This window comes from Streptomyces sp. ISL-66, from assembly GCF_018614135.1.
Lineage (GTDB): Bacteria > Actinomycetota > Actinomycetes > Streptomycetales > Streptomycetaceae > Streptomyces.
The window spans coordinates 13518-28329 of record NZ_JAGGOW010000161.1; the positions used below are offsets into that span (position 1 = coordinate 13518).

Consider the following 14812-nt stretch of genomic DNA (forward strand, 5'->3'; position numbering starts at 1 on the left):
GCGTGGGCGGGCGGGTCACTTTCGGGAGGGACGTGCCCGGATGTCGAGCCGCGGCGGGCGGGCCAGGGCAAGCCGTTCGAGTTGCTCTTGCAGAGCGATCAGAAGATCGGCTCTGACGTCGGCGGGGGCGCGGAAGCGCACGTCCGCGCGCGCCGAGATGCGGCTGCGCCCGATGCGGATCCTTGCCCCGCTGACGCCGGGGACGCGCATGGCGGCATCCCGCAGAAGGAGGACCGCTGCGTCGCGGTCCAGTACGGCCCGCACGTGAGTGTCGGAGGATTGCAGAGGCAGTTGCTGGCGTAGACCCGGCGTGACGGCCAAAACGACCAGCCAAAGGCCGAGGATGGCGATGCCCGCGCCGCCTATCTGCATCCAGATGTCATCCAGCGGACGGGTGGCCAACTCATGGGCCAGGCGCGTACGCCAGGCAGCGGCGTAGTGGCCGGCGCGGACCCTGACGACGTCGAACAGGAGAGTAGCGACCCCGGCCGCGATGACCAGAGCTGCCAGCGCGGCGGGTATCCGGCGTGCGGACCACGGGCGACGGGGCACCAGGTGGCGTGTGATATCCGCGGGCTTCGTGGCGGGCGAAGGCGGTAGGGCGAGCCCTACGGTGCGGGACGTGGCTCCGGCCCCGATGGGCTGTTGCGGCTGTGCTGGAGATACTCCGTTCTGCTTCATGCGGGCTCTCCTTTTGGCGGCGCGGCCTATCTGTTCACTGCACACGCCTGTTCTGCAAGTCGCCGGAGGGAACCAGGTGCTCGACGGCCAAGGTGACTTCCGAGACCCTCATCCCGGTCAGCTGGGACACCCGCTCGCTGACGTATTGCTGCACGCTGCGGGCGGCGACGGCGAGGTCTGCGGGGTAGGGCAGGTCCAGGGACAGGCCCAGGCGGGCGACGCCGTCCTTGGCCGAGACCGAAGCGCGTGGAGAGGTCAACTTTCCAGGAGCGGGTGAGGTGTGCGCGTGCCTGGCCAGAGCCTCTTGAGCGGCGCGGACCGCGATGCGGGCCACGACTTTCTCGGGGATCACCGTGGCTCCGCGTTGGGCGGCCGGTACCACCGCCGAGGTCGTTGTATCGGCTTCTCCCCGCGGCGCAGCGGGGGCAGGCTGCGAGGTCACCGCCGTTCCCGGGGGTGCACGAAGTCGGACATCTCCAGGTCACCTTGCAGCATGAGACCGACTACCAGACCCACGGCGCCCAGAACGGCAACGAGGAGGAAGGCCCAGAAACCGCCGAAGAATGCGGCGAAGCCCAGAGCCATGCCGGCCAGCAGGCCTACTGTTGCTGCGCTCATTTCACTCACCTGTTTTTCACGTCGACCTGTTTCTGCCCCGTGCGGATCGCGGGCGGGCAGGTTGCGAGGGCGTCATTGCACGCGGCTCTCGCCCTCCTCTTCGTCCTCCTCGTCGGGCAGGTGGACGTCATCGACGGTGATGTTCACCTCGACGACCTCTAGCCCGGTCATGCGTTCCACAGCTGTGATGACGTTGGTGCGGACGTCACCTGCGACGTCCACGATGGCTACGCCGTACTCGACGACCACCTCGAGATCGAGGGCGGTCTGACGTTCGCCGACCTCCACTTTGACGCCGCGGCTCACACTGGGACGTCTGCCCGGGACCATGTCTTTCACGGCCCCCAGCGTGCGGGCCATTCCGGTGCCCAGACTGTGGATGCCCGGGACCTCGCGGGTGGCCATTCCCGCGATCTTTTCGACCACGCTGTCGGATATGGTCGTTCGGCCCCGCGTCTCGGGCGCCGTCCCAGCGCCGCTGTGGCCCTGCAGAGCCTTGCCCGCAGGGCTTGACCCAGGATCGCTCCCGCCCGTGGTGGGGTTGATGGTGTCCGACATGAGGACCTCCCCAGGGTGTCCATCCGGGCGCCAGTAAGGTGCCCTCGAATGCTTAGACACCGCACAGGCGCGTTCCTCACCCCGTTTGTGCGGTCAGCACCGCATACCATCGAAAAGTGCGTACGCGGCCGCGAGACCGTTCCCCGAAGAAAGCGAGGGGCGATGCGCCACCGGACCAGACCCCCGCCCCCACACGACACAGACCTCCCGCTCAGGCCGACGCCGGTCGCCGACGGCACCGGCGGCCAGGACAGTGCGGTGGCCCTGACTGACGGCATGCTGGCAGTACGCGCCGGCGAAGGGGACGAAGACGCCTTCGCCGTCCTGGTCCGCCGGCACAGCAGCCGCCTGCTCGCCCTCGCCCTGCACCTGCTCGGCAATCGGGCAGACGCCGAAGACGCCGTCCAGGAGGCTCTCCTCAGCGCCTGGAGACAGCTGCCGGAATTCCGCCACCGTGCCTCGTTCGGCACATGGATGTACCGGATTGTCACCAACCGCTGTCTCAACACCCTGCGCCGCCGACCCCATCCCGCGCCCTTGGACAGCGTCCCCGAGCCTGTGGCAGCGGATGCGGGCAGCTCACCGCCCCGAGTCGCCGAGACGGACGCCGCCACAGCCGCCCTGGCGCGAGCGCTCTCGGAACTGAGCCCCGAGCTGCGCACGTGCTGGGTGCTGCGGGAGCTGCACGGCCTGCATTACGAAGAGATCGCCCACCTGCTGGGAACCAGCGAGAAAACGGTGCGTGGCAGGCTCTTTCGCGCACGACGCACTTTGACGGAGGCGATGCGCCCATGGCGCTAGACGACCCACACCGCACCTTCGGCAACGAGCTTGCAACGGGAGAAGCCGCGAAGGCCACGGCGCCCCTGGGTTCCGACGCCGAGTTGCTTGCCGGCGCTGAACTTCTCCCCTGCGGACGCCCCCTCGGCCGCGCCTGGGAACAGGCCCGCAACCCCGCCGCGCAGGCGGCAGACCCACACCTCAGCCACTGTGCCTTCTGCCGACAAGCTGTCGAAGGGCTGACAGCCCTGGACCGGGCTACCTGTGCTCTGCGCGCCGAGGAACAGCCCGACAGTCACGCCCTCGCCAACCGGGTCATCAACGCGGTCCGCGCCGAGATACGACTGGGTGCCATGCTGCTGTTGGACGACGCCGCCCACGACCTGCGCATCGCCGAAAGCGCCGCAGCGAAGCTACTGCGCCGAGCGGCCGACAGCGTTGCCGGAGCCCGCGCTGCCAGTTGCCGCCTCACCCCCACTGAAAGCGACGACGCCCTGCACGTCGTCGCCATCACGATCGCCGCCGCACTCGACCGGCCCTTGCTGGATCGGGCCGAAGAAGTACGCCAAGCCGTCTTCCACGCGGCTCACCACATCATCGGCCTCGCCGTCACCGCCGTCGACCTCACGGTCATCGCCGTCCTGGACCCAGCCCACCTCTCCGGTGGCGAACAATCTGCGAGAAGCGACACATGACTGCCGCCGTTGACCGCGAAGGCGTGCACCTGGCCGCAGCCCGGGCTGCCCTCGCCGTACCAGGCGTAGCCGCACTCCAGCCCTCCCTCACCGAGCGGCTGGCCCTCGCTGCCTCTCGGACAAAGCACGCTGTGACAGGCGCGAAAGCCACCTCACCCCCCACATCAGTCGGCATTCGCTCCGCACTCTCGTCGGAAGACGGTTGGCAGGTCGAAGTGCGCTGCATCCTGCACGCTGACCACCGAGTAGCCGACGTCGCCCGACAGGTACGCGAACACGTGGGGATCGCGGTCACGGCCTACCTCACCCAGCACGGCACAAGTGGACCCGTTACCGTCCTGGTCACGGTCACCCGCGCCCTGTGAGCCGGCAACGGGCACCTGCGGCGGGTGAGACCAGCCCCGCCGTAACTCAATCGACGTACGCGGCCACCACCGCCCGCCGCTCAGCGGAGTCCGCATGCCCGGGCGGCCGGGAACCGCAGGAGGAGCCTGCGAGCCAGTCATCCGGTGCACGCCGGCGGAATTACTTCAAGGACGGGGTCGCACGGTCAGCTGACGACATCGCTGCGCGGGACGGTAGCCGCGCCTCCGGCACCTACGGCCTCGAGGACGGCATCGTGCAGCAGGCGGCTTCCGTCGGCGCTGGGGCACGGAACTGGACTGCCCGACATCGTGAACCATTCCGACGCACCGCTGTACTGGACGGTCACGTGCGCCTTTCCGTCAGCTTCGGTCCACGTGGTGTGAACGTCTATTTCCCCGATGATGGGACCGGCTTCGTCGGTTTTCACTCCGCCCCGCCCGGCGAAAACGCCGCGGGTGGTCCAGGATGTCCAGCTCATGTGATCTCCAGGCGTCGGCTGTGGCTTCACGCCGTCCTTTCCGGTCGCCGGCAGCGCGGGAGGGCATCGGGCAGCGCCCGCCTCGCTGAGCGGCGGTCGGCTCCTGCCCCTGGGGGACGCGATTCACACCTGCGCTTCGTTGCGCCTTTCCCCCGGGGAGATCACACCGAGGCGGAGCGCGTTCGGCGCGTAGCAGGCTCGCATCGCGGTGTGACCTTCCACCGCGATGCGAGCCGGCCACTGCCATGTCGGAAGCCGCTGGTCGCCGGCATACTGCCCCCGGGCGCAAGGCTCTGCGTCGTGCCGCAGTTTTCCCACGTCGGCGGAACCGAGCGGAGTTCAGCGGACGATAAAATCAGCTTTTGGGTAGATAATTTGCTTACGCGGCGTGCTGGCGGGTAGGGGAGCGGGAGCTCTTCAAACCCGCTGTGCAGTGGCGTGGGAGGTGACGAGATGGCGGCAGGCAAGAAGGCCAAGAATGTGGCCAAGAAGGCCAAAGGCCAGGTGAAGGAGACCACCGGCCGGGTTGTCGGAAACGAGAGCCTGGAGGCGAAGGGCGCCCGCGAGCAGACGGCAGGCGACGCGAAGCAGGCCGCTCAGAAAGTCAAGGACACGTTGAAGCACTGACCGGCAGCGCGCGGAGAGGCGAGCTGGCCGCTGAGAAGAGAAGGGCCGACCGTTGGGTCGGCCCTTCTGCGAGTTCCGCGAATCCACGGCTACTGGCGCTGTCGCCGACGGCGGCGGTGTGGTTTCTCGGCCTCATCGTCTGCGTCTTCCTCAGCCGCCTCCTCCTCGTCTTCGTATTCCTCCTCCTCATCGGCGTACGGGCCGTCGGGTTCCTCGTCCTCTTGAGGTTCTTCGTCCTCCTCGGCCTCGTCGCCTTCTTCACCCTCCTCGTACTCGGCCTCCTCGTACTCGCGGCCTTCCTCATCCGTGTCTTCGTCTTCCTCCTCGCCCTCTTGTTCCAGGGCCTCTTCGTGGGTGAGGACGACCTCGCCGTCGCGGATTTCGCCGCGCCAGCCTTCGGGCTCGTCGGTGGTGAGGGAGACGTGCCGTAGGAAGTGCTTGAGGTCCAGACGCAGGCGGCGGCCCTGTGCGCGCCAGAGGTTGCCGGTCTTCTCGAAAAGCCCGGAGGGGTAGTACTCGACGACGACGACGATCCGGGTCAAGGACGGAGCGAGCTCGTGGAAGCTGACGCAGCCGCGTGTGGTTCCCTTGGCGCCCTCGGAGGTCCACACGATCCGCTCGTCGGGAACCTGCTCCTGGACGGTGGCCTTGAATCCGCGCGTGGAGGGGCCAACTTTCACCTTCCAGTCGCTGGTGGTGTCGTCATTACGTGAGACGTCGCGCACCCCCTTGGCGAACCCGCTGAAGTCCTCGTACTGCGTCCAGTGGTCGTACACAGTACGTAGGGGCAGGCCCACGTCGATGAACTCGACGATGTTGACGACCTTGCCGCCGCTCTTGCGGCCCTTCTTTCCTTTGCCGAACAGGTTGGAGGCGGCGTCGGTCACCTTGTCTTTCAGGCCACCGAGACCCTGTCCCACCATCGCTTTCAGGGGCGAGTCGCCCTGCACCATCCGTCCCCCGATGCCGGCGACGTCGGACAGCTTCCCGCTGCCGTCGGCGACATCCTGGAGCTGGTCGGTGACGTCCCCGAGTTTGTCCGATGCCTTGTCCGCGAGCTGTCCGGCTTGGGCGCCCAGGAATGCGGTCAGCTCCTCGACGAGCTGGTCCAGCCCCGACTTGTCTTCCTGCCCGTGGGCACGGTCTGACTTAGCCATGGCCTACCTCCGCGTGGACGGCTTGCGGCCCGCCGTCTTCTTCGCCGCGGTCTTCTTGGCGGCTGTCTTGCGTGCGGGAGTGCGCGCCGCGGTCTTCTTGGCCGCTGTCTTGCCAGCGGGACCGCGAGTGGTCTTCTTCGCTGCGGGCTTCTTTGCCGCGCTGCTGCCGGCGGTCTTCTTGGCGGTGCTCTTGGAGGGTGGAGCCTTCTTGGCGGCTGCCGATCGAGCGCTGGTCTTGGCCGGTGCGGTCTTTTTGGCCACCGCGGACCGGGCAGGGGCCTTCTTTGCCGCGGTCTTCTTCGCCGCAGTTTTCCTGGCGGGAGCCGTCGGCGCGGACGTGCTCGCACGGCGCGCGCTCTTGCGAGCGGGCGCGTCGGAGGCGGCGCCGGAACGAGACCGCGTGGGAGGCCGGCCGCGCTTTCGCGGCGGTGGAGTCTCTTCCTCCTCTTCCTCCTCTTCCTCCTCTTCCTCCTCTTCGGGCTCCGGCTCGTATGCCTCCTCCTCGTACGCCTCCTCCTCTTCTTCCTCCGGCTCTTCTTCTTCCTCTTCCTCCTCTTCCTCCTCGTCCTCCGGCTCGGCGGAGCCCTCTTGGTCTTCGTCCTGGCCTTCGTCTTCGTACTCGTACTCGTCCTCGTACTCGGCTGGCTCCTCCTCGTCGTCGTCCTGCTGCGTGCTGCTCAGCCCCAGCGTCCGCTGGTGGAGGGATCCGGCGAGGTCGGCGAGCTTGCGGTTGGCAGCGGCGCCCAGTGCCTTCTTGCCCGCGTCCAAGGCCTCGCCGCGCAGCTGGTCGCTGATCTCGGCGAACTGCGGCGTCTCCTTGAGCTTGGTCAGGCCCTGTGTCATGAGCTGGCCCGGCTCGAGACCGAACCGCCGCCCGGCGAGATAGGTCGCCATGGTGAACGCGAGGCGGCCCTTCTTGGTGCGTCCCAGTACATAGCCCCCGGCCACGGCGGCCGCGAGCGCGATTTTGGTCGTGTCCTGCATGAGCTTCGGTCCCTTCACCCGGGCGCTCGCAGTCTTCATCGCCGCCCAGGAAACTCCGGGTCTGCGGACAGGCCGGCGCTCATGTGCTGCCGGCACAGGGAGGACCACCCCGCTCAGGCGGTCTGAGAACCGCCTACCCCCGAGCCGGGAGATATCTCCATATATGATGACATTGTATTGGGCAAGTGGTGTTACTTCAGTGGAGTGACCTATGGCCGCTGCAGAACCGGCACGTCCGCGCAGAGTCCGCCCCCTCACGGCCGACGACACCGAGAGACCGGACAGGCCGCCGACACGTCCCACGCCCGCCAAGCGACGGCCGGCCGGGATCCCCGACGCGGCGTCCGCGATGCGCTCCGCGGCCGGACAGCTCTCTCAACTCCTCGGCAGGACACCTGACTCCGTCTCCTCCCTCAAGCCGACCGAGGAGGGCTGGGAAGCACAGGTGGAGGTAGTGGAACTCGAACGCATCCCCGACACGACCAGCGTCATGGCCAGCTACAAGGTCGCCCTGAGTCCGGACGGACAACTGGTCTCCTACGAACGGACCCGCCGCTACAGCCGAGGAATGATCGACCGGCCGACCTGAATCCCAGGCCGCCAGCGAAAGGAGGCGCCATGACCATGGTGCCGCAGAGCGGCAGCAGTGTAAGCAGGGGCGGGCCCAGCTCAGGCAGTCTCTACGACGTCATGGAGCTCATTCTCGACCGCGGTCTAGTCATCGACGTATTCGTCCGCATCTCACTGGTGGGCATCGAACTCATCAAGATCGACGCCCGCATCGTGGTGGCCAGCGTCGACACCTACCTGCGTTTCGCCGAGGCATGCAACCGGCTCGACCTGGAAGCAGGCCGCAAGGCACCCGCCCAGCTGCCCGAAGTCGTAGGAACCATGATGGAAGGCGGGGCCCACGGCAAATCCAAGGGCGCCTTGAGCGGAGCCGTCGATGCGGTCACCGAATCCCTGACCGGCCGCTCCGCCAAATCGAACGAACCCGAGGAGGAGGAGCTCGAAGAGGAGGAGGCCGCCCCCAGGCGCCGGCGTCCCGCCCGGCGCCCGGTGCGCCGGGAAAAGGAGTAACCGATGGCGCTCTACGTGTACGCGATCACCGCCAAGGACCACCCCCACCGCCTCGACGGCCTCACCGGGGTGGGCTCCCACCCCGCACCCCTGCGCACCATCCACGCCGGACCCCTGTCCGCAGTGGTCAGCGACGTCTCCGAAGAAATCCGACCCAAGCGCCGCGACCTCCAAGTCCACCAGAAGGTGCAAGAGCGACTCATGGCCGCCGCAGTGGTTCTGCCGCTGCAGTTCGGCTACGTCGCCGCCGACGACCAGGCCGTCCGACAAGTCCTGGAGGAGAACACCGACAACTACCTCGCCTCCCTCAAGCGACTCGACGGCTGCGCCGAGTACCACGTGCGAGCCTCCCAGCAGGACGAGGAAGAACTGCTGCGCGAGGTCCTGCACGATTCCCCCGAAGCAAGGGCACTCAACGACCGGATCCGGGCCGGCGAGCAGGATCCGCAGCTACCTCTCGCCCTGGGCGAACTCGTCGCCCGCGACGTACAGGAACGCCAGGACGAGCTGGCCGCAGGACTGCTACAGACGCTGCTTCCCTACGCCCGGGAACACGCCGCCCACCCGCCCTCCAGTCCTGATTTCCTCAACCTGTCGCTCCTGGTCCCCCACGAACGAAAGGACGACTTGCTGGCGGTGCACGCCGGCCTAGCCAGCCAGATCAAGGGCGGCGTCGAATTCCGGATCACCGGCCCCCTGCCCCCGTACAGCTTCGTGCAGTGACCACCGCAAAGCCCGCCACCCGAGGGAAGGAGGACGCGGACCATGGGACTGCTGACCTATCTGCTCACGCTCCCCGCCGCACCCGTGCGTGCCGTCGTATGGGCCGCCCAGCGGGTCGCTGAAAAGGCCGAAGACGAGTACTACGACCCGGCGCCGGTATGGCGCGAGCTCGCCGACCTCGAACGCCGTCTGGTAAGCGGCGAAATCGACCAGGACACCTTCGACCGCCGGGAGGACGAGCTCATCGACCGGCTGACAGAAATCGCAGAATTCCACCAACGATTTCCCTGAGGGGAAGCGAGGGCCATCGTGTCCGAACCACTACCCAGTCGACTGGGCTCCTTCCCGTCCCGCGCTGCCCCCATGCCGTACGGGCAGAGCACCTCCAGCCTCGCCGACATCCTGGAGCGAGTCCTGGACAAAGGCATCGTCATCGCCGGCGACATCCGCATCAACCTCCTCGACATCGAACTGCTGACCATCAAGCTGCGGATCCTGGTCGCCTCCGTGGACAAGGCGAAAGAGATGGGCATCGACTGGTGGGAACACGACCCCTCGCTCTCCTCCCGGCACACCGGCAGCCCCCTCGAACAGGAAAACCGCCGCCTGCGCGCCGAACTGGAAGCACTGCGCCGCGAACTCCCCGACGGCCAACAGGCGCCAGTGACCGCAGATGAGGAACCTGCACCCCGCACACGCCACACGGGTGGCGGGTCCACTCGGAGATGACGGCGATGAACACATCCGAGGACACCTTCACTTACGTCTACGCCGCGGCCCGCCTCGACCCACACCTCCGCGACGCCATGACAGACCTCCGCGGAATCCACGGAGCGCCCGTCCTCTACGTCACCACAGCGACCGAAACCGGCCCCGACGACACCCCACCACCCCTCGCCTTCGCCACCAGTCACGTTCCCGCCGCAGACTTCAACGAAAGCGCACTCAAGCACCACTTCGAGGATTTGGAGTGGCTCGAGAACGTCGCCCGCGCCCACCACGACGTCGTACAGAAACTCACCGCCCACACCACGGTCCTGCCTCTGCGGATGGCCACCGTCTACCAGGACGACGACCGCGCCCGCCAGGCCCTCACCGAGCAGCACACAACGCTCGCCGAAAGACTCACCCAGCTCACCGCCCACACCGAATTCGGCGTGAAAATCTACCTCGCCCCCACCACGCCCCCGACCGACCCCGACCCCGACCCCGCCATCGACGCCGGCACTGCCAGTACACCTGGCAAGGCATACCTCCAACGCCGCAAAGCCCAGCACAACGCCCTGGAAGCCACGTACGGGCAAGCGCAGCAAGCCGCCGCAACCATCGAAGCCATCGCCTCCCGCTACGCCTCGCAGCGCGTACGCCACCCGGCCCAGCGCGGCGCCCTGGCCGGTTCCGCGGAGAACGTTCTCAACGACGCCTACCTCGTTCCCAACGAGTATGCGCAGCGGTTCAAAGCCGACCTCGAAGAGGCCGCGGCAGCCATCGACGGCGTCCGTGTCGATGTGACAGGACCGTGGGCGCCCTACTCCTTCGCCATGTCCCCTCGCCAGGATCCAGCCCCGAACCCTGCGGAGGGGCGCAGCTCATGACCATCGCCGAGCACGCAGAACCGCTGCCCGAGCGCCAGGTAGCGCTGGTCGACCTCCTGGATCGACTGCTCAGCGGCGGAGTGGTCATCACCGGCGACATCGTCCTGTCCATCGCCGACATCGACCTCGTCCGTATCTCACTGCGCGCTCTCATCGTCTCCGTCAGCTCTGAGACGCCTCCGCGGGCACCCCAGGGAAAGCGCGGGACATGAGCGAACGCCCAGGACAACACCCCGACCAGCCCCCTTCCCCGTCGCGGGCCCTGCGAGATGTCGGCGACCGGATGACACAGGCCTTCCGGCTTCTGCAGGCACCGCCCACACCGCACGAGACACCCCCACGCGCGGCACACCACCTATACACCGACCGCGACACCGTGGAAGAGGACCTCCTCAAACTCGTCCTCACCCTCGTCGAACTCCTACGCCAGCTCATCGAACGCCAAGCCCTACGCCGCGTAGACAACGGGGACCTCACGGACGAACAGGAGGAGGAGCTCGGAGCCACACTCCTGGCCCTCCACGACCGCCTGGCCGACCTGTGCGCCGAGCACGGCTACACGCTGGAAGACCTCAACCTCGACCTCGGCCCGCTCGGGCCCCTCCTCCCACCCCGGACCTGAGACGGGCCCCCGACACCAGCGATGCGCCCGTCGGCACCACCCACCCATAGCCCTTCCGCGTCTGGCTCGGCAGCGCGTACACGACAACCGGGCCATCGCCGACCGCCACCGCCAAGCACATGAAACGGCTCCGCTCCGAGAGGGGGAGCCGTTTCGTGCGGTGGAGACCGAAGAGGCCGTCGGGCCGGGCCCTGACGTGCCTGAGGACATGCCAGGGGCAACCAAGCGTCACCGGGCGCGGCGCTTCACCGCATGAGCCATGAAGAAGACCGCCGCCGCCCTCGCCCTCGCCGCCGCCCTCGTCGTCACGATAACCGGCGCGACAAGCGTTTACGCCGCCCCCGCTCCCACCCACGACTTCTCCGATTGCCCGGCCGTCCCGGCGTGGCGCCGATGCCACGCGACCTGTCTGCTCGCGGCCGGTTCCTGCGCGAGCCCGGGTACTGCTGGTGCCGGCCAGTACCGGCCAACACGGGGACACGGCCCTCGCGGCCCTGGAGAGTCCGTTGACGGACACGGAGCTGGGGAATCTCGCCAGCATGCACCACCGTGAAATCAGCGAATCAGGCCGGGTGCCCTCCTCTTTGGAAACAACCGCTTTTGTCCGCGCCTCGATCAATAGGCGCCTCAACGTACCGGCGGCCGGCTGCCTCCGGCTGTCGGCCCGCCTGCCCTCCACGAGTTTCGGCCCTCTCGCAGCGCGAGCTGCGGCCGGCCGCGAACTGCTGCCGTGGAGCCGGAGAGCGACGACATGACCGCACTTCGGACTACGCCGGACATCGGGTGCCGGGGATTGGGGTCGTCCTACCGCCGCGGCGCTGGGACCAGGCGCAAAAGGGTGTGCAGGATGGCGTCGATCCTGTCGTGGGCCGGCTCGTCCGTCACGGCGGTGAGCAGGCGGGCCAAGGCACGCAGGAGCGGGGGCGAGGCCATCACGCGGGGGTGGAGGATCGGCCGGAAGCCGTACCGGGAGAACAGGAGATCACCGGCGAGGTTCCCTAGACGGTAGTAGCGTCCCCAGCGGCGCTGGATCTCCGCCGGGTACTGCTCCAGTGCGTGTTCCCGCCGTGGCCCTGCCGGCCGGGCCAAGGCCAAAGCGATGATCTCCGCGCCCACCTCCCCGGCCTCCAACGCCTGGGCGATGCCCTCACCGCTCCACGGACTGACCATGCCGGCGCTGTCCCCGACCAGCAACAGACCCCGCCGGTACTGCGGCCGCCGGTTCAATCCCATTGGCAAGGGCGCGCTGCGCAGGGGCGAGTCCGCATTCTCCTCCCGCAGCCCCCAATCCGCGGGCAGGCGGGCCAGCCAGTGCTCCAAGGCCTCCCTCAGGTCCACCGGCCGACGCCGCCGTTGCTGCGGCAAAGTACCGAGACCAACGTTGACGCGTCCATCACCGAGCGGGAACACCCAGCCGTACCCCGGCAGATCCAGCCCGGTGCGCGGGCAGCGCAGATCGGCCCATAGCTCCAGGTACGGGTCGTTCGTGCGGGCCTCGCTGCGGTAGTAGCGGCGGGCCGCCACCCCGACGGGCCGACTCGCATCACGTTCCAGGCCAAGAGCCAGCGCAGTCCGCGCGGAGGCGCCATCGGCCGCGACGACCAGCGGCGCCCGGTAATGGGCGGGCTCCCCTCCCGGCCCGCGAGAGGCAGCCACCCCGGTGATGTTGCCCGCCCGGTCGGTCAGCGGGGCCGTCACCTTCACCCCGGTGCGCAGACGCGCTCCGGCAGTACGCGCATGAGCGGCCAGCAGGTCGTCGAAGTCATGGCGGGTGCGGGTGAGCCCGAAGTCGGGAAGACTGCCCAGCCGCGGCCAGTCCAGCTCCACCTGGTTGCCCTCGCACACCCACCGCATGCCCTTGTTGCGCATCCAGCCCGGTGCACTGATGTCGACACCCATCCGCACCAACTGATTCACGCTCCGCGGCGTCAGCCCGTCGCCGCACACCTTCTCCCGGGGGAAGTCGCTCTTCTCCAGCAGCAACACGTCCACGCCCGCACGCGCCAGGTGCACTGCAGCGGCAGAACCGGCCGGCCCCGCCCCCACCACGATGACCTGTGCCTCTTCGTCGGGTTGCGAAGGGCCGCCATCTGGGACGCCGCCAGCTGCCTTGTCGCGTTTGGTAATCACTCCATCACTATGTCGCGTGTCATGCGAGCCAGCCGTGCGGCAGGGCCGAAGCTGCCAGCGGCATTGCTGATTCTGTCAGGAACGCTGCGCTGCTGGACAGCCTCCGCGCGTGCACGGGTGCCTGCCCAACACTCAAGGTCCGCCGTCGGCACGCAGAGCGTTCGCCAACAACGGTCCGTCTTCAAGTGAACCGCGACGGGCCCACGTCCCGTCCTCAAAGGCCGCGGGGCAGCACCGCATGAAACGCGGCACGCAACACGTGCCGAAACGCCCGACGCACGCCCCAAGCTGTCAGTCGCAGGGCCCCCACCGAAAGCCGCACGAACATCCGGTGGATAACCGATCGAGGCGCCCAACGGGCCAGTGCCCGACGCCTGCGCAACTTACGACGGTGCCGACTCAAGTCAAATCTCATGAGCGCCTCCTGCGTGCTACAGGACGTATAGACAGTCTCACTTAATCGGTAACATGGCACTCGCGGTGATTCCGGCGAGCAGTACCAAAAGAAGCCGACTACCCAGGGTTATCTACACGCAAAATATAAACCCATCTGCACCGCCTACCCGATTCAAACATCAAAGTCCCACCCGAGGCCGAAGGTGAACGAACGACGTAGCTGAGTCACCTACCCGTCACCAACACCTTTGCCCGGGTATGCCTATTCTGCTCGTGTGGGAGCGCCGGATGCGGTATCTACGCCCGCTGCGCCTGCTTCCGGGCCGCCCCCGGCTACTGGTCGTCCTCGTCCGTGCTGACGGGGTCGAGCCCTGCCCAGTGCTCGACGTCGTGGAGTGCGACGCCGGCGTTCAGTGCTGCGAGCGCTGTTTCCCTAGAAGCCAGCTCATTTGGCGAGTCTGCGGTAGCAGATGAGGGTGCAGGCGATGCTGGGGAAGGCGAGGAAGTGCTCGGCTTTGCGTTCGTAGCGGCGGTGGAGACGGCGGCATCCGGGCGAGCCAGGCCATGGTGCGTTCGACGACCCAGCGGTGGCGGCCCAGACGCTGTGAAGACTCGACGCCTCGGCGGGCGATGCGGTGCTTGATACCGCGCCCACGTAACCATCGCCGCAGGTGGGCATAGTCGTAGCCCTTGTCCGCGTGGAGCTTTCCGGGCTTGCGCCGTCGGCGGCCGCGGCGTGAGCGGATGGGCGGAATGCCCCGGACGAGGGGCTCGAGGGCCTGACTGTCGTGCAGGTTGGCCCCCGAGATTCCGACGGACAGGGGCAGACCGGTCCGGTCCGTGATCAAGTGGATCTTCGAGCCGAACTTGCCCCGGTCTACAGGATTCGGACCTGTCAGGTCCCCCTTTTCAGGGCCCGGCCCTCATGTTCACCGAGTCGATCGCGCAGCGCGACCAGTCCAGCTCACCGCGGGCGCCGAGCTCATCGAGGACCAGGCGGTGGAGCTTGGCCCACACCCGGGCCTTGCTCCATTCGGAAAACCGCCGGTGAGCCGTTGCCCCCGACGGCCCGAACGAAGCTGTGGGCAGTTGCTGCCACGTGCAGCCCGACGTGGCCACGAACACGATCGCAGCCAGCACCTCGCGATCACCGTGTGCCGACGTCGACCACCACCCTGAGGCCTCGACGGAGCCTCCGGCACCACCCGCTGGAACAACACCCACAACTCATCCGGCACCAGCCGCTCAACAATCCCCACGACCGACAGCCTACCGAACCATCCAAATGAGATGACTTCTTAGTGGACGTTAAGTCCGTTTCT

General features: G+C 67.7%; 20 protein-coding genes and 1 pseudogene. 11 read left to right on the plus strand and 10 right to left on the minus strand.

The genetic code is table 11. The features are described 5' to 3' along the window. Nucleotides 1-15: 15 nt before the first annotated feature. The 4 genes from J7E97_RS28955 to J7E97_RS28970 all read right to left on the minus strand — a co-directional run bounded on the left by J7E97_RS28955 (nt 16) and on the right by J7E97_RS28970 (nt 1857). A complete protein-coding gene (locus J7E97_RS28955; protein ID WP_251055326.1) occupies nt 16-681 on the minus strand; it encodes a DUF6286 domain-containing protein in 666 nt (221 codons plus the stop codon). Nucleotides 682-715: 34 nt separating this feature from the next. Continuing rightward, nucleotides 716-1033 (minus strand): hypothetical protein, encoded by a 318-nt coding sequence (locus tag J7E97_RS36315; RefSeq protein WP_308346832.1) that lies wholly within the window; start codon nt 1031-1033, stop codon nt 716-718. Between the two features lie 86 nt (nt 1034-1119). Next, nucleotides 1120-1299, minus strand: a complete 180-nt coding sequence (locus tag J7E97_RS28965) for a mechanosensitive ion channel family protein (RefSeq protein ID WP_215033428.1) — start codon at nt 1297-1299, stop codon at nt 1120-1122. 72 nt (nt 1300-1371) lie between these two features. After that, complete coding sequence (locus tag J7E97_RS28970; protein WP_215033431.1) at nt 1372-1857, minus strand: Asp23/Gls24 family envelope stress response protein; 486 nt, start codon at nt 1855-1857, stop codon at nt 1372-1374. 276 nt (nt 1858-2133) lie between these two features. On the opposite strand from J7E97_RS28970, the gene J7E97_RS28975 reads away from it, so the two are divergent. Next, the gene (locus J7E97_RS28975; protein ID WP_251055331.1) at nt 2134-2658 is read left to right on the plus strand and encodes an RNA polymerase sigma factor; all 525 of its coding nucleotides are present in this window, start codon (nt 2134-2136) and stop codon (nt 2656-2658) included. Next, complete coding sequence (locus tag J7E97_RS28980) at nt 2649-3332, plus strand: hypothetical protein (protein ID WP_215033437.1); 684 nt, start codon at nt 2649-2651, stop codon at nt 3330-3332. Before J7E97_RS28975 ends, J7E97_RS28980 begins: the two co-directional genes overlap by 10 nt. Nucleotides 3333-3496: 164 nt before the next feature. Here the strand turns inward: J7E97_RS28980 and J7E97_RS28985 are convergent, their stop codons facing one another. Together J7E97_RS28985 and J7E97_RS36320 are read right to left on the minus strand one after the other, a co-directional pair. Continuing rightward, complete coding sequence (locus J7E97_RS28985; RefSeq protein WP_215033440.1) at nt 3497-3646, minus strand: hypothetical protein; 150 nt, start codon at nt 3644-3646, stop codon at nt 3497-3499. A 236-nt stretch (nt 3647-3882) separates the two neighbouring features. Next, a complete protein-coding gene (locus J7E97_RS36320) occupies nt 3883-4176 on the minus strand; it encodes a hypothetical protein (protein WP_251055327.1) in 294 nt (97 codons plus the stop codon). A 453-nt stretch (nt 4177-4629) separates the two neighbouring features. Between J7E97_RS36320 and J7E97_RS28990 the strand changes: the two genes are divergently transcribed. Beyond that, complete coding sequence (locus J7E97_RS28990; RefSeq protein WP_215033443.1) at nt 4630-4803, plus strand: CsbD family protein; 174 nt, start codon at nt 4630-4632, stop codon at nt 4801-4803. A gap of 89 nt (nt 4804-4892) precedes the next feature. Here J7E97_RS28990 and J7E97_RS28995 read toward each other — a convergent pair whose 3' ends face one another. Next, on the minus strand, nt 4893-5960 hold the full coding sequence (locus J7E97_RS28995; protein WP_215033446.1) for an SRPBCC family protein: 1068 nt from the start codon (nt 5958-5960) through the stop codon (nt 4893-4895). A 3-nt stretch (nt 5961-5963) separates the two neighbouring features. Beyond that, on the minus strand, nt 5964-6944 hold the full coding sequence (locus J7E97_RS29000) for a histone protein (RefSeq protein ID WP_215033476.1): 981 nt from the start codon (nt 6942-6944) through the stop codon (nt 5964-5966). Nucleotides 6945-7155: 211 nt separating this feature from the next. On the opposite strand from J7E97_RS29000, the gene J7E97_RS29005 reads away from it, so the two are divergent. From J7E97_RS29005 to J7E97_RS29040, 8 genes are all read left to right on the plus strand, one after another. Next, complete coding sequence (locus J7E97_RS29005) at nt 7156-7533, plus strand: gas vesicle protein (protein WP_215033448.1); 378 nt, start codon at nt 7156-7158, stop codon at nt 7531-7533. A 29-nt stretch (nt 7534-7562) separates the two neighbouring features. Further along, complete coding sequence (locus tag J7E97_RS29010) at nt 7563-8024, plus strand: gas vesicle structural protein GvpA (protein ID WP_215033451.1); 462 nt, start codon at nt 7563-7565, stop codon at nt 8022-8024. Nucleotides 8025-8027: 3 nt separating this feature from the next. Then, nucleotides 8028-8747 carry a GvpL/GvpF family gas vesicle protein gene (locus tag J7E97_RS29015; RefSeq protein ID WP_215033454.1) on the plus strand — a complete coding sequence of 240 codons (720 nt, stop codon included), beginning with the start codon at nt 8028-8030 and terminating at the stop codon, nt 8745-8747. A gap of 42 nt (nt 8748-8789) precedes the next feature. Continuing rightward, nucleotides 8790-9038 (plus strand): gas vesicle protein GvpG, encoded by a 249-nt coding sequence (locus J7E97_RS29020; protein ID WP_215033457.1) that lies wholly within the window; start codon nt 8790-8792, stop codon nt 9036-9038. A 72-nt stretch (nt 9039-9110) separates the two neighbouring features. Further along, on the plus strand, nt 9111-9476 hold the full coding sequence (locus J7E97_RS29025; RefSeq protein WP_251055328.1) for a gas vesicle protein: 366 nt from the start codon (nt 9111-9113) through the stop codon (nt 9474-9476). 5 nt (nt 9477-9481) lie between these two features. Then, nucleotides 9482-10342: a GvpL/GvpF family gas vesicle protein gene (locus J7E97_RS29030; RefSeq protein WP_215033460.1), complete on the plus strand. Its 861-nt coding sequence runs from the start codon at nt 9482-9484 to the stop codon at nt 10340-10342. Beyond that, on the plus strand, nt 10339-10554 hold the full coding sequence (locus J7E97_RS29035; protein ID WP_215033463.1) for a gas vesicle protein: 216 nt from the start codon (nt 10339-10341) through the stop codon (nt 10552-10554). Before J7E97_RS29030 ends, J7E97_RS29035 begins: the two co-directional genes overlap by 4 nt. Then, complete coding sequence (locus J7E97_RS29040) at nt 10551-10964, plus strand: gas vesicle protein K (RefSeq protein WP_215033466.1); 414 nt, start codon at nt 10551-10553, stop codon at nt 10962-10964. Before J7E97_RS29035 ends, J7E97_RS29040 begins: the two co-directional genes overlap by 4 nt. Before the next feature lie 804 nt (nt 10965-11768). On the opposite strand, the gene J7E97_RS29045 is transcribed toward J7E97_RS29040, so the two are convergent. After that, entirely contained in the window at nt 11769-13091 is a 1323-nt protein-coding gene (locus J7E97_RS29045; protein ID WP_215033479.1) for a geranylgeranyl reductase family protein, read from the minus strand. An 844-nt stretch (nt 13092-13935) separates the two neighbouring features. Next, nucleotides 13936-14743, minus strand: a pseudogene (locus J7E97_RS29050) (IS5 family transposase). Nucleotides 14744-14812 lie beyond the last annotated feature (69 nt).

What these genes read in the sequence shown, in the direction of transcription:
- J7E97_RS29010 (WP_215033451.1), top strand. Translation starts at nt 7,563, where the DNA reads ATGACCATGGTGCCGCAGAGCGGCAGCAGTGTAAGCAGGGGCGGGCCC.
- J7E97_RS29040 (WP_215033466.1), top strand. Translation starts at nt 10,551, where the DNA reads ATGAGCGAACGCCCAGGACAACACCCCGACCAGCCCCCTTCCCCGTCG.
- J7E97_RS28980 (WP_215033437.1), top strand. Translation starts at nt 2,649, where the DNA reads ATGGCGCTAGACGACCCACACCGCACCTTCGGCAACGAGCTTGCAACG.
- J7E97_RS29035 (WP_215033463.1), top strand. Translation starts at nt 10,339, where the DNA reads ATGACCATCGCCGAGCACGCAGAACCGCTGCCCGAGCGCCAGGTAGCG.
- J7E97_RS28955 (WP_251055326.1), bottom strand. Translation starts at nt 681, where the DNA reads ATGAAGCAGAACGGAGTATCTCCAGCACAGCCGCAACAGCCCATCGGG.
- J7E97_RS29000 (WP_215033476.1), bottom strand. Translation starts at nt 6,944, where the DNA reads ATGCAGGACACGACCAAAATCGCGCTCGCGGCCGCCGTGGCCGGGGGC.
- J7E97_RS28965 (WP_215033428.1), bottom strand. Translation starts at nt 1,299, where the DNA reads ATGAGCGCAGCAACAGTAGGCCTGCTGGCCGGCATGGCTCTGGGCTTC.
- J7E97_RS28990 (WP_215033443.1), top strand. Translation starts at nt 4,630, where the DNA reads ATGGCGGCAGGCAAGAAGGCCAAGAATGTGGCCAAGAAGGCCAAAGGC.
- J7E97_RS28995 (WP_215033446.1), bottom strand. Translation starts at nt 5,960, where the DNA reads ATGGCTAAGTCAGACCGTGCCCACGGGCAGGAAGACAAGTCGGGGCTG.
- J7E97_RS28970 (WP_215033431.1), bottom strand. Translation starts at nt 1,857, where the DNA reads ATGTCGGACACCATCAACCCCACCACGGGCGGGAGCGATCCTGGGTCA.
- J7E97_RS29020 (WP_215033457.1), top strand. Translation starts at nt 8,790, where the DNA reads ATGGGACTGCTGACCTATCTGCTCACGCTCCCCGCCGCACCCGTGCGT.
- J7E97_RS36320 (WP_251055327.1), bottom strand. Translation starts at nt 4,176, where the DNA reads ATGAGCTGGACATCCTGGACCACCCGCGGCGTTTTCGCCGGGCGGGGC.
- J7E97_RS29030 (WP_215033460.1), top strand. Translation starts at nt 9,482, where the DNA reads ATGAACACATCCGAGGACACCTTCACTTACGTCTACGCCGCGGCCCGC.
- J7E97_RS29005 (WP_215033448.1), top strand. Translation starts at nt 7,156, where the DNA reads ATGGCCGCTGCAGAACCGGCACGTCCGCGCAGAGTCCGCCCCCTCACG.
- J7E97_RS29015 (WP_215033454.1), top strand. Translation starts at nt 8,028, where the DNA reads ATGGCGCTCTACGTGTACGCGATCACCGCCAAGGACCACCCCCACCGC.
- J7E97_RS29025 (WP_251055328.1), top strand. Translation starts at nt 9,111, where the DNA reads ATGCCGTACGGGCAGAGCACCTCCAGCCTCGCCGACATCCTGGAGCGA.
- J7E97_RS28975 (WP_251055331.1), top strand. Translation starts at nt 2,134, where the DNA reads ATGCTGGCAGTACGCGCCGGCGAAGGGGACGAAGACGCCTTCGCCGTC.